Raw genomic sequence first — 12,614 nt, forward strand, 5'->3', positions numbered from 1 at the left:
GAAACGCCATGACGCTCAATCGAACCCTGCCCGGTGCCACCCCCTATGTCCTGCGCGCCGGCGAGGGCGTGTCGCATCTCGTGGCGGGCCAAGTCGTGCGCACGCTCGCCGGGATCGAGCAGACTGCGGGAGGTTTCGGCGCGATGGTGTGCGACGCCCCGCTCGATCGCGGTCCGATCCCGATGCACTGGCACGAGCGCGAGCATGACACCTGGTTCTGCGTCCGCGGCAAGCTGCAGGTGTGGAGCGGCGATCAATCGCGCGTGCTGACCCCCGGCGACTTCGCCTATGTCAAACCGGGCGGCACGCACAGCTATCAAAGCGTCGCCCCGCGCACGCAATTCTTCGGCGTCGTGGCCCCCGGCGGATGGGAGCAGTTCTTCGCCGATGCGGGCGAAGTGTGGGGGATGACCGGGCTGCCGCCCGCCGACAAGCCGTTCGACTTCTCGCGGATGGGGCCGGCGATGGGCAAGCACGGCATCATGCGCGTCGACAATCCGGTCTATGCCGAGGCCACCCCGGTCGGCGCCGCCGATCAGCAGTTGCCGGGTACGCCCGCATCCTACTTCCTCGAAGCAGGCTATGGCACGCGCCGCACTTTGCTCGGCCATCTCTCGACCGCGGTCCTCACGACCGAGGAAAGCGCGGGATTCATCGATATGCGCGTCATCGAGGGCGGGCATGGTGCGACGATGCCGGCGCTGCGCCACGCCGCTACGCATCTGTTTCTCTATATCCTCGACGGCCAGGTCGCGCTGACGCTCGACGGCGAGACCTATCAGCTCGGCAGCGGCGATTCGGCCAATATCCCGGCGGGGACCGCTTATGCGACGCAGATCCTTTCGGGGGCCGCCCGCTGGGTCGCGACGGCGTCGGGCGGCAATGGTGCCGAGCTCTGGGATGTCGCGGGCAGTGACTGCGCCGCCTTCTGCTTCCCGACCGAGCATGACCGCGCGGGCGATCTCGCGAACCTCACGCGCGCCGAGCAGATCGACGTGACGCTCGCCTGATGGAGCGGGCGCTCTCGATCGGCTGCACCTTCTCCGACCGGATCGAGGCGCTGCTCGATGGTCGCGTGTCGATCGAGGGCGTGGCGCACGATCTCCTGATCGTCGAGCCGCAGCGGCTGTTCCGGCAGGTATTGCACGACCAGGCCTATGACGTCGCCGAGCTCTCGATGGGGTCGCACATCGCCGCGATCGCGGCGGGGCGGCGCGACTATCGCGCGGTGCCGGCGTTCCTGTCGCGCAGCTTCCGCCATTCGAACCTGTATGTGCGGACCGACCGCGGGATCGCGTCGCCCGCCGATCTGGCGGGCAAGCGGATCGGCCTCGTCGATTTCCAGCAAACCGCGGCGCTGTGGCTGCGCGGCTTGCTTGCCGACGATTACGGCGTCGCGCGCGAATCAATCACCTGGATCACCGGCGGCCTCCACGCGCCGATGCTCGAGGACCGGATGCCGCTCGTCTTGCTGCCGGGGCTGCGCGTCGAACGTTCGCCCGAGACGCTCGACGCGTTGCTGCGCGCGGGCGCGATCGACGCCGTCATCAGCCCGACCGCACCCCGCGCCTTCGCCGATCCCGCCACCCCGGTCGATCGGCTCTGGCCCGATCCCCGAGCGGCAGAGCTGCTGTTCTGGGAAAGCCGCCGGCTGTTCCCGATCATGCACGTGCTGGTCGTCCGGCGCAGTCTGATCGCCGCGCGCGCCGGTCTGGCGGACGCGGTGTTCGCGGCCTTCGACGCGGCCCGCAGCATTGCAGCGGCGGACTTGCACTCGCGCGATTTCCCCAAGGTCATGGTGCCGTGGCTGCCCTCCTTCGTCCACCAGGCGCACGCCGCGCTCGGCACGGATCCCTGGACCTATGGAGTCGAGGGCAATCGCGACGTGCTGGAAACGATGCTGCGCTATGCGGTCGCCGACGGGCTCGCGCCGCCATCGCTGCGCGTCGACGACCTGTTCGCCTGACCTGGCCGCCCGCTCGGTTTGCAATTTCGCTCGATCGACCCGTCGCTCCACGACCGGGTGGCAGGCAGAAGACCGAATCTTACCGGATTTTAACCACACATTAGACTTTCGCAGCCAAACCGACCGGCGAAGACACTCTTCGAAGGGATTTCCATGCACCGCGACCAGCCCGTCGATGTCGCCATCATCGGTGCGGGCCCGGCCGGCCTGACGGCCGCGTATCAGCTCACCAAGCTCGGCTATTCGGTGACGGTGATCGAAAAGGATCCGACCTATGTCGGCGGGATCAGCCGGACGGTCGAGAAAGACGGCTTTCGCTTCGATATCGGCGGGCACCGCTTCTTCTCGAAGTCGAAGGAAGTCGTCGACCTGTGGAACGAGCTGCTCCCCGACGATTTCATCGAGCGGCCGCGGATGAGCCGCATCTATTACGAAGGCAAATTCTACAGCTATCCGCTGCGTGCGTTCGAGGCGCTGCGCAATCTCGGCATCTGGCGTTCGACGCTGTGCATGGCGAGCTATGCGCGCTGGAAGATCCGTCCGCACAAGGAGGTTAAGTCGTTCGAGCAGTGGGTGGTCAACCAGTTCGGCCACAAACTCTATTCGATCTTTTTCAAGACCTATACCGAGAAGGTGTGGGGGATGCCGTGCGGCGAAATGTCGGCCGATTGGGCGGCGCAGCGCATCAAGGGGCTGAGCCTCGGCGGCGCGGTGCTCGACGGGATCAAGCGCTCGCTCGGTCTCAACAAGCGTCGCAACGACGGCATGGCGGTGAAGTCCTTGCTCGAAACCTTCCGCTATCCGCGGCAGGGGCCAGGCATGATGTGGGATGCCGCGCGCGATCGCGTCGTCGAAGGCGGCAACCGCGTCGAAATGGCGACATCGCTCCACCAGCTCAGCCATGACGCCGCGACGGGCCGCTGGCGCGTCGCGGTGCAGCGTGACGGCGAGATCCGCACGCTCAACGCTGGACACGTCATCTCGTCGGCGCCGATGCGCGAACTCGCCGGGCGGATCCATCCGCTGCCCGAGACGCTGCCGCTCGCGCTCGACTTGCGGTATCGCGACTTCCTGACGGTGGCGCTGATGATCAAGGCCGACGATCTGTTTCCCGACAATTGGATTTACGTCCACGACCCCCGCGTGAAGGTCGGCCGTGTCCAGAATTTCCGGAGCTGGTCGCCCGAAATGGTGCCCGACCCGACGCTCGCTTGCGTCGGACTCGAATATTTCTGCTTCGAGGGCGACGGCATCTGGTCGTCGAGCGACGCCGATTTGGTCGCGCTCGCGACCGCCGAACTCGCCACGCTCGGCCTATGCGATCCGGCCTCGGTGGTCGGCGGCGAGGTCGTGCGGCAGGAAAAGGCCTATCCCGTCTATGACGACGCCTATCGCGCGAATGTCGATGCGATGCGCGCGGAGCTCGAGGCGCGTTACGACACGCTGCATCTCGTCGGGCGCAACGGCATGCACCGCTACAACAACCAGGATCACGCCATGATGACCGCGATGCTGACGGTGCGCAACATCGTCGCGGGCGAGCGGATCTACGATATCTGGGCGGTCAACGAAGACGCCGAATATCACGAAGCCGGTCACGACAGCGAGCAGGCCGCGCTCGCCAGCGTGCGGCATGTGCCCAAGCGGCTGGCGGCGTGACTCGCGAGCGGCTTTGGCCTTCGGTCCTGATCGGCTGGGCCATTGCCGCATGCGTCCTGATCTTCGTCTCGTCGCGGCAGATCGCGCATCTGTGGTTTCCCGATCCCGACGATGCGATGCGGCTGCTCGAGGTTCGCGACTGGCTGAATGGACAGAGCTGGTGGGATGTCGGCCAGCACCGCCTGTGGGACGGGCATTTCGCGATGCACTGGTCGCGGCTCGTCGATCTGCCGCTGGCAATGGTCATGCTGGTGTTCGATCCGGTTTTCGGCCCGGCGGTCGCCAACCGGATCGCTTTGGTCGCGGTGCCACTGGTGACGCTGCTCGCGGTGCTGGCGCTCGGCGCGGAACTGACGCGGCGCGTTGCCGGGCTCGAGCGTGCCAAGCTGGCGGTGCTGCTGGCACCGCTTTCAGTCCCGCTGCTCGATCAACTCCGTCCGCTGCGGATCGACCATCACGGGTGGCAGGTCGTTTTTGCTTTGCTCGCGGTCACCGCGTTGTTGGCAAAGCCGACTGCGCGCTCGGGCGCGCTGGTCGGGCTCGCGCTCGCCGTTTTGCTGACGATCTCGCTCGAGGGGATGCCGATCACCGTCGCGATCCTTGGCGTCGTCGTGCTTGCCTGGGCGTTCGACCCGACGCGACGCCCGCAAGCGTTGGGCGCGGTATGGGCGGTGACGGGTTTGGTAAGCGCGCTCCACGTCGCGACGCGCGGTCCGGCGATCTTCGCACCCGCTTGCGACGCGATCTCGCCCGCCTGGATCGTTGGGCTTGGCACCGCGACGCTCGGCGTAACGCTTGCGATGATGGTGCCGCGCGCGTCGCGCGCGGCGCGCGTGGCGCTGTTGGCAGTTGCGGGTGGAGCGGCCCTGGCAGTGCTCGGTATCCTCGCGCCCAAATGTCTGGTTGGCCCGTTCGCCGCGCTCGATCCGCTGGTCCGCAAATTCTGGTACGATAACGTTTCGGAAGGGCTGCCGGTCTGGCAGCAGACGCCCGGCGCGGCGCTCATGACGATTGGCTTTCCGATTGTCGGGTTGGTTGGCGGCGTGTTCGCGTGGCGCGCGAGCGAAGGCCGCGCGCGCGCGCAATGGACGATGCTGCTGGCGCTCGCCGCGGGATCGCTCGTGGTGTCGCTGCTGGTGATGCGCTCGGGTGCGACCGCGAACGCGTTGGCGCTGCCGGGGGCGGCGTGGGCGCTCCATGCGATGTTGACGCGCGCGCGCGGGGTGCGATCGCTTATTCTTCGGACGCTCGCAACTGCGGGCTCCCTGGTCGCGGCAACCCCTGGCTTGGCCCTTGTCGCGCTGCTGGGGGCGGGGGGTGCCTTCGGGTTGCAGGCCATGCCGGCCGCGCCACGACCTTTGCGGCCAGCATGCACCCACGGGCATGAGATGGCCGATCTCGCCCAATTGCCCCCCGCTCGGATTTTCGCGCCGATCGACGTGACCCCCAATGTGTTGGCCTGGACCCGGCACAGCGCGGTCGGGGCGGGCTATCATCGCAACATCGCGGCGCTCCACACCGTGCTCGCGACGTTCATGGGCACGCCCGAAACCGCGCATCGCCGCGTGCTCGCCAGTGGCGCGGCCTATCTCGCGGCATGCCCTGGTGAGAATGAAACCGAAATGTACAAACATGCCGCGCCCAACGGGCTGTGGGCACGGCTCGAACGTGGCGAACGGATCGACTGGCTCCAGCCAATTCCGCTTGCGGGTTCGCCCGTTCTGGTGTGGCGCGTGGTCCCCGACCCGCACCACCCATAGACGCGTCCCCGTAACCGCCTAGCAGGATCTGTCGCCACGCGCCGATCCGATGTCGCCGCGACAGTTCCGATAGGGCAGGTGGGCGGGATCCGACGCAGATCCGGAAATCTGCGTAGTGCGCGGTGCCGCGCAAGCTGCGTACGATCGTACCAACCAGAACCGAAGCGGTGCTCAGTCAGGCGAAGATATCGATTTTCAATGTATGTCATAGCTTTTGTCAGCCATCGCGAACATAAGAGCTGTTCTAGTATAGAGATCATAAAAACGCATAATACTATATTTATTAACCTAATTAACAAATATAAATATCAGAATATTCATCGCGGATTTTCCTTCCATCTTGGATATCCTCTGGGAGGACATGAAGCGCAGGGTTGACCGGTGAGGAGAAACTCCCGTGATGCGCAGCTGTTATATTGTCGATGACGACGATGCGACGCGCGCGTCGCTCCAGACCTTGGTCGCCGCGCGGTTCGATATCGTGGTGCAGGGGTTCATATCGGGCGACGCTTTTCTGGGCCGGGTGGCGGATCTCGACCCTGGCGTCGTGCTGCTCGACTATAGCATGCCGGGACGCAACGGCATCGAGGTCGTGAAGCTGCTGACCGATCAATATCCGCAAATGGTGCCCGTCATGCTTACCGGGAAGGGCAGCACGCTTGCGGCGGTCGAGGCGATGAAGGCCGGTGCGCTCGATTTCCTCGAAAAACCCTACGATCCCGAAGCGCTGTTCAGCGTGATCGAGGCGGCGTTCGATCGGGCTGGGGAGATCGTGCAGGCGGCCGAGAAGGCGCGGAATGCGGCCGAACGCCTCGCGCGGCTGTCGCCGCAGGAAAGCAATGTGCTGCGCGGGCTGATTGCGGGCAAGCGCAACAAGATCATCGCCTACGAGCTTGGGCTCAGTCCGCGCACGGTCGAAATCTACCGCGCCAACCTGATGGCCAAGCTCGATGTCCATAGCCTGTCCGAGGCGCTTCGGATTGCCTATGCCGGCGGTTGGCTCGACGCCGCGCGCGCCGGATTCACCTGACCGACGCAGCGCGCAGCGCGTAGCGGTGCGGTCAGGCGGCGGCCTGCCCAGTCCTGCCGATCGTCGACAGCCTTCGCCGCTGCCGCGCAGCATCAGGCTGGTGTGGCGGTCGACTGACCGGCCGAAGCGGTACTATGGTATTTTTCCTAACGCGACGCCGGCCGCTCGACGCGCGAAACTCTCCAAAGAAAAGAGGCGTTCGCGGGGAACATTCGGTGCCGCACGGAAGCAGGTCGAGCGTCGTCGCGAGCAGATACGCCATGGCTGCGGATCGGGACTTGGGGCCGCCGCCCACCCACCGCATCGGTGGCACGCCGCCGACCCACGTCGATCGTGTCGGCGGCGCTCGGCTGGTGGGTCTGAGCGCGGGTCTCCAGAAATTGGTGCTGCGCCGCCGAATCGCGCGGTGCCTTGCTATAATGGAATCGGGAGCGGCGGTGTTCACCACCGACCCGTGTCCGGTCCGCCCCGGGACATCCCCTTGATCCCGGACTGCGGCGAAGACCAGCCCCGGTGGAGCAACTACCCCTTGTCCACCACCGGGGCTGGCATTCGGAACCGCGGGTTCACGCTCAATCAGGGCTGGATCCAGGAGCGCCGGGCGGAATGAACAAGCGCGACCACCGCGTGGCGACGCGCGTGCCGGCCCGGCTGAAGCATGGCCTGTCCTGCGTGGACGTGACGGTGCTGAACGTCTCGCGCGGCGGGCTGATGCTCGAACTGCACAATCCTCCAGCGCGTCGAACCCCAGCGCTCGACGCCCAAGGCGATCGCGCGGCCGATCAGCGCGGCCGATAGGCGATCGAGGCTTGGCCGACAGCATGGACCGGCATGAACAGCCCCTTGCCGGTCACCGCCAGCGTACCGTTCTCGACGCGCGTGACGTCGGCCGACAGCACGAAATCGCCTTCCCGCCGTGACCCGATCGCTTTGCGCGCAGCGGTCAGCACCTTGACGTAATCGGGCGCGAAATCGTGCGAGAGTCCTTGCGCGATGCTCTCGCGGATCGACCCGTCCTTGAACACCGCGATCAGCAGGTTGGTGATCTCGCTGTCGGTATCGGTGGCGATCGTCACGTCGCGGACGCGCACCAGCTGCGATCCCGGGACGTTGTACGGAATTGCGGTCAGCCACACCTCGCCCTTGGTCGCGAGCAAAGCGTTCTGGCGCGCCTTGGCCTTGGCGACGATGCCGACCGCGAGGTGCCCGCCGGTGGTGGCATAGACCGTGACCTTGCCGAACTCGACGTCGACCGGGCCGATCCCGGCGAGCGTGATCCCCTTCTGCGCGCGCTTGCGCAACGCGCGCTCGACCACCGGCTCGAGCTGCGCATAATCGGCGAGCACCGGGATGAAGAAATTGAGCCCACGCTGCCCGATTTTCCGCGCGGGCGGGGGCAGCGGGGCCGCGACCGGGTCGGCCGGGCGATCGCCGACAAAGGTCTCGGTCAGCGCGTCGGCCGCCAGCGTCAGCGTGAGCGTCCGCCGATCGATGCTATAGCCGCCGACGCCGAGCTGCTTGGGCGTGATCCGCATCCACGCGGGCGGGCGCTCGCGGTTGAGCTGAATCGCGGTGAAGCCCTGCTGCCACGCGCTCGCGAGCTTGGCGCGCAGCTTGAGCTTGTTGAGCTCCTGCGGGAGCGTCTGTTCGAGCTTGGCGACCACTGGCTTGAGCCGGGCATCGGCCTTGCTCGCGAATTCGATCCGCTGGCCGAGGAAATCAATCCCCGGCGGGGTCGTCCAGTCATAGGCGATCGACACCTTGGCGCTGGGTGTCCAATTGCCGACGACCGACAGCCGCGCGAGGGCGTGGACGATCGCGTCGCCCGTCGCGGTCTTCGAAACCACCCCGCCAACCTTCTTTGCCGCGATCGTCGCGTGGATCGGCATGGTGATCGTCAACCGGTCGCCGCGCCCGCCGAGCACGAGCTTGCCGCGCCGCACGTCGCCGACGATCCGGCAGCCGAGCTTGGGGACGACCTTGACCTTGGCGATGCCGAGATCGACGCGCTTTGCCGCGACACAGGAATCGAGCTGCTTGTCGATTTGCCACAAACGCTGCGGAATCTGCGTCTCGAGTGCGCGCTGCAGATCGTCGAGCGAGCCCGAGATCGGCACCACGATCGACGAGGTCTGCAACGGAAAGTCGGGCGCGGTGTCGACGCGCGGCGGGGCAGGGGAGTGGACCGAGCGGCTGCACCCCGCCGCGAGCAGCAACGCCGCACCGGCAGCCCAGCGGATTGACCGTATGCTACGCTGTTGCTGTTTCCTGCTCATCCCCGGCATTACGCGCTCGCGTCCTTTCGGTTCATTTCGCGGGGGCTTGTTTCGCTTGCCGCAGACGCCACATTCGCAGTCGTTGCCACGCTGATCGTCCTCGATACGGCGTTATCTTTCCCGCCATAGCAGGATCCGCATGGTCGAACCTCGTTTCTCGGGCGTATTTTCCGCCTTGCGCGCTTTCCGGCCTCGTGCGCGCAGCGGATGCCTCGCGGTCGCCGCGCTGATCGCCGCGACTTCAGCGCCGCTCTACGCCACGGGGGTCGCGATCACCGTCGACGATCTGCCCGTCTATGGCCGTTTCTGGACCGCGGCCGAGGGCAAGGACGTCACCGACCGCTTGCTCGCGGGAATGCAGCGCAACCACTGGAAGGCGACGGGCTTCGTCAACGAGATCCAGCTCGATGCCGCCGACCGCCCCGCGCGGATCGCCTTGCTCGAGGCGTGGCTCGATGCCGGAATGGACCTCGGCAACCACACCTATTCGCATCCTTCGCTCACCAAGACGCCGGTCGAGACCTATATCGCCGACGTCGCGCGCGACGAAACGGTGACCGCGCCCTTGCTCGCTGCACGCGGACGGCGCGAGCATTGGTTCCGCTATCCCTTTCTCGAGACGGGGACGACGCAGGCGGTGCGCACGCGCTTCGAGGGCTGGCTCGGCGAGCGTGGCTACCGCGTCGCGCCGGTGACGATGGAGAATAGCGACTGGCAGTTCGCCACGCTGTACGACGCTGCCATCGCGCGCGGCGACCTGGCGGCTGCGGCACGGGTCCGGCAGCAATATCTGACCTTCACGCGCGAGATCGTCGCCTGGTACAAGCAGGCCGCACGCACCCTGTTCGGGCGCGAGCCGAGCTTCGTCTTCCTGCTCCATGCCAGCCGCCTCAACGCCGCGAGCATCGACGCGCTCGCCGCGATCCTGCGCGATGCGCGGCTGCGACCGATCACGCTCGATGCGGCGATGCGCGATCCGGCGTATCGCACCGCCGACCATTATGTCGGGCCCGACGGCAACGAATGGCTCGAACGCTGGTCGCAGACGCTCAACAAGCGCTTGCCGTTCGAGACGATGCCGCGCGTGCCCAAGGCCGTCGTCGCGGGCGATGCGCGGCTCGAGGCGATCCCGGATCCGCACGCTCCGGCGAGCGTTAGTCCGGCGCATTCGTGAGCGACGAGCAATGATGCTGCGTACGCTTTTGCTCGGTCTGCTCGCGACCGTCACGCCGCCGGCAGCGCAAGCCGCCGGCGCGCCCGCCACGGTCGATCTCTCCGCCGGCCAGTCGCTCGACGAAGCGTACCGGCAGGAGTTCGGGCTGTGCGACGCGAAGGACCGCTTTCGCGGACACCGCGTCCACGGCTGCCGCAACGATCCCAACGCAGTGACCGCGCTGCGCCGGCTGCCCGACGGGACGATCGCCTATGTCTCGAAACTGGCGGTCGATCTCGACGGCTCGCCCTTTGCGTGCAGCCCCAAGCATGGCGCGATGGACCAATGCCCGACCGCACTGATGCTCCCCGACGGGCGCGGCGGCGAAGTGCCGGTCGATGCCGATCGCATCCCCTATGTCGTCATCCCGTGGGAGGGTCCGTCCGACGTCGAGGGGCAGTTCACCGCGCTGACCGGGGTCAAGGCGGGCGATTTCGGCTATGTCGTCCATGACGGCGTGACCGTGCCCGTCATCGTCGCCGACACCGGGCCGTTCGAGAAACTGGGCGAGGGATCGATCGCGCTGCACCGCGCGCTCGGCCGCGAACTGTGCGCGAAACGCAACACGGCGGGCGTGTGCGTGCGCGTCGTCGATCCGATGGAGAGCATCCAAGGGGATGTCGTGACGGTGCTCTTCCCCGGCAGCGCCCGCGACGACCTCACACCGGCGACGATCGCGCGGACGATCCCGGTCGAAGTCGCGCTGCTACGCGCGCAGGCGTCGCACCGCAGGAACGGCTAGGAGGGAAATCCTCCCCCTTGCGGGGGAGGATAAAGATTACAGCGTCGAGATCTGCACAATCGCGTCGACTTCGACCGCCGCGCCGAGCGGGAGCGCGCTGACGCCGACCGCGCTGCGCGCATGCTTGCCGGCCTCGCCGAACAGCTCGACCATCAGGTCCGACGCGCCATTGGCGACCTTGGGCTGGTCGGTGAAATCGGCGGTCGAATTGACGAACACGCCGAGCTTGACGATCCGCTCGACGCGGTGAAGCCCGCCGAGCGCCGCCTTGATCTGCGCGACGAGCATCAGGCCGCACGCCTGCGCCGCCTTCTGGCCGGCCTCGAGATCGACGCCATCGCCGAGCCGACCGGTGACCAGCGTGCCATCGATGAAGGGCAACTGCCCCGAGATATGCAGCAGCCCGTGCGCATCGACTGCGGGCACATAAGACGCGACCGGCGCGGCGGGGGCTGGAAGCGTCAGGCCGAGGTCGGCGAGCTTGCGGTCGATACGGTCGGTCATGCAGAAGTCCTTTCAGATGAGGCGGTGGCCGGCACGCCGGCGGTGAAACGATCGGCGATCCAGGCGTGCGCCGCCTGCCAGTCGTCGATGCGCACATGCGCGTCGGGCGCGGGTGCAACCTGGGGGGCGAGATCTGGCTCCGACACCATGTGGAGCCGGAACACATCAGGCGCATGCTTGGCGACCGAGGTGTGATGCACGGCGAGATCGTCGACGAACACCGTCACGGGATCGCCGAATTCGGCGACCAGCCGCGCGACGGGGTCGCCCTTGCCGCCCTGATTGGTCTCGACGCGGTACGGCATGTCGTGGCCGAGCAATTGCGCGATGCGCGGCTCGCGGTTGGCGTCGGTGAGGTTGGTGAGGATCACCACGTCGGCGACGTGCGACAACGCCGCGAGCGCTTCGCGCGCGTGCGGCACGAGCGTCTGGCGGCCCATCTCGGCGGGGAAGAAGCCGTGGAGCAGTTCCCACATCTCCTCCTGCGTCGGCTTGGGGCCGCCGCCGCGGCGCGTCATCGCCGCGAAATCGCCGCTCTCATGCGCGAAGTCGATATCGTGCGTCTCGCGCAGCCACACGCCGAAGTGCCGCACCATGTGCAGCAGCACCTCGTCGCAATCGCAGATCAATAGGCCCTTCATTCGTAATACTCCGGATCGAGCGCGGCGCGCGCGGCGACGATGGCTTCGGGCCGCTCGCCGATCCCCTCGGCGCAGGCGAGCAGGTCGGGTTCGTAATTCTCGAGGAAACCGAGCACTGCCGACAGCACCGCGGGTTCGCTCGCGCGGGCGCGCAGATCGTCGGGGGTGAGGCCGGTCGTATCGAGCAAGCGTTGCGCGCGATCTTCGTCGCCGAGCGTCCAGACAAGCGCGTTGAGCGCGATTTGGGTCGGGTCGGTATTTGTCACTGCGCTGCGCATTGGGTAGGACGTCCCATGGACCAAGGAATGGCGGGCGTGGCAAAAAGGGTGCTCGTTGTCGAGGACAACGAACTCAACCTGAAACTTTTCTGCGACCTTTTGCGCGCGCATGAATATGCGACCGAAGGCGTGCGCGACGGGCGCGAGGCGGTGGTGCGCGCCCGCGCCTTCGCGCCCGATCTGATCGTGATGGACATCCAGTTGCCGCATGTCAGCGGCTATGAGTTGATCCAGCAATTGAAGGCCGATGCGACCTTGCGCGCGATCCCGATCATGGCGGTGACCGCCTATGCCGGGCGCGAGGACGAAGAGCGGATCCGCGCGGCGGGGGCCGACGCGTACGTGTCGAAGCCGATTTCGCTGATGCGCTTCGTCGATTCGGTCGCAGCGTTGCTGTGACCTTCTAAGCCCCTCCCCTTCAGGGGAGGGGTTGGGGTGGGGACGTTTGATCTCGTGAGCGCTCTCTGCGAGGCACTTCCCCACCCCCAACCCCTCGCCTGAAGGGGAGGGGCTTTTAGGAACGCGAAAAAGGCCGCCGGGCGAGT

Annotated in this window: 13 protein-coding genes; 9 read left to right on the forward strand and 4 right to left on the reverse strand. The window is 66.7% G+C overall.

The annotated features are described in order from the left end of the window. Positions 1-8: 8 nt before the first annotated feature. The 6 genes from IE187_RS15930 (at position 9) to IE187_RS15955 (ending at position 7,213) form a co-directional block, all read left to right on the forward strand. Positions 9-1,010, forward strand: coding sequence for a cupin domain-containing protein (locus IE187_RS15930; RefSeq protein WP_189677051.1), 1,002 nt, complete (start codon positions 9-11; stop codon positions 1,008-1,010). After that, on the forward strand, positions 1,010-1,966 hold the full coding sequence (locus IE187_RS15935; protein WP_189677052.1) for an ABC transporter substrate-binding protein: 957 nt from the start codon (positions 1,010-1,012) through the stop codon (positions 1,964-1,966). The genes IE187_RS15930 and IE187_RS15935 overlap by 1 nt, the downstream gene beginning before the upstream one ends. Before the next feature lie 153 nt (positions 1,967-2,119). Continuing rightward, positions 2,120-3,625 carry an NAD(P)/FAD-dependent oxidoreductase gene (locus IE187_RS15940; RefSeq protein WP_189677053.1) on the forward strand — a complete coding sequence of 502 codons (1,506 nt, stop codon included), beginning with the start codon at positions 2,120-2,122 and terminating at the stop codon, positions 3,623-3,625. After that, positions 3,622-5,385: a hypothetical protein gene (locus tag IE187_RS15945; RefSeq protein WP_189677054.1), complete on the forward strand. Its 1,764-nt coding sequence runs from the start codon at positions 3,622-3,624 to the stop codon at positions 5,383-5,385. Before IE187_RS15940 ends, IE187_RS15945 begins: the two co-directional genes overlap by 4 nt. A 400-nt stretch (positions 5,386-5,785) precedes the next feature. After that, a complete protein-coding gene (locus IE187_RS15950) occupies positions 5,786-6,415 on the forward strand; it encodes a response regulator transcription factor (protein WP_189677055.1) in 630 nt (209 codons plus the stop codon). A 606-nt stretch (positions 6,416-7,021) separates the two neighbouring features. Next, positions 7,022-7,213, forward strand: coding sequence for a hypothetical protein (locus IE187_RS15955; protein WP_189677056.1), 192 nt, complete (start codon positions 7,022-7,024; stop codon positions 7,211-7,213). On the opposite strand, the gene IE187_RS15960 is transcribed toward IE187_RS15955, so the two are convergent. Then, positions 7,198-8,691 carry a DUF4403 family protein gene (locus IE187_RS15960; protein ID WP_189677057.1) on the reverse strand — a complete coding sequence of 498 codons (1,494 nt, stop codon included), beginning with the start codon at positions 8,689-8,691 and terminating at the stop codon, positions 7,198-7,200. The genes IE187_RS15955 and IE187_RS15960 overlap by 16 nt on opposite strands. A gap of 139 nt (positions 8,692-8,830) precedes the next feature. On the opposite strand from IE187_RS15960, the gene IE187_RS15965 reads away from it, so the two are divergent. Together IE187_RS15965 and IE187_RS15970 are read left to right on the forward strand one after the other, a co-directional pair. Further along, complete coding sequence (locus IE187_RS15965; RefSeq protein WP_189677058.1) at positions 8,831-9,865, forward strand: polysaccharide deacetylase family protein; 1,035 nt, start codon at positions 8,831-8,833, stop codon at positions 9,863-9,865. Positions 9,866-9,878: 13 nt separating this feature from the next. After that, a complete protein-coding gene (locus IE187_RS15970; protein WP_229839449.1) occupies positions 9,879-10,646 on the forward strand; it encodes a glycoside hydrolase family 75 protein in 768 nt (255 codons plus the stop codon). A 36-nt stretch (positions 10,647-10,682) separates the two neighbouring features. Here IE187_RS15970 and IE187_RS15975 read toward each other — a convergent pair whose 3' ends face one another. The 3 genes from IE187_RS15975 to IE187_RS15985 are packed head-to-tail and all read right to left on the reverse strand — an operon-like array spanning position 10,683 to position 12,069. After that, on the reverse strand, positions 10,683-11,150 hold the full coding sequence (locus tag IE187_RS15975) for a RidA family protein (RefSeq protein ID WP_010183131.1): 468 nt from the start codon (positions 11,148-11,150) through the stop codon (positions 10,683-10,685). Further along, on the reverse strand, positions 11,147-11,791 hold the full coding sequence (locus IE187_RS15980) for an HAD family hydrolase (protein WP_189677060.1): 645 nt from the start codon (positions 11,789-11,791) through the stop codon (positions 11,147-11,149). Before IE187_RS15980 ends, IE187_RS15975 begins: the two co-directional genes overlap by 4 nt. Further along, complete coding sequence (locus tag IE187_RS15985; protein WP_133191712.1) at positions 11,788-12,069, reverse strand: DUF3572 domain-containing protein; 282 nt, start codon at positions 12,067-12,069, stop codon at positions 11,788-11,790. The genes IE187_RS15980 and IE187_RS15985 overlap by 4 nt, the downstream gene beginning before the upstream one ends. 36 nt (positions 12,070-12,105) lie before the next feature. Here IE187_RS15985 and IE187_RS15990 point away from each other — a divergent pair, with 36 nt between their 5' ends. Then, positions 12,106-12,468 (forward strand): response regulator, encoded by a 363-nt coding sequence (locus IE187_RS15990; RefSeq protein ID WP_133191713.1) that lies wholly within the window; start codon positions 12,106-12,108, stop codon positions 12,466-12,468. Positions 12,469-12,614: the final 146 nt, after the last annotated feature.

Source organism: Sphingomonas glacialis (assembly GCF_014653575.1).
In the GTDB taxonomy this organism is placed as follows: Bacteria; Pseudomonadota; Alphaproteobacteria; order Sphingomonadales; family Sphingomonadaceae; genus Sphingomonas; species Sphingomonas glacialis.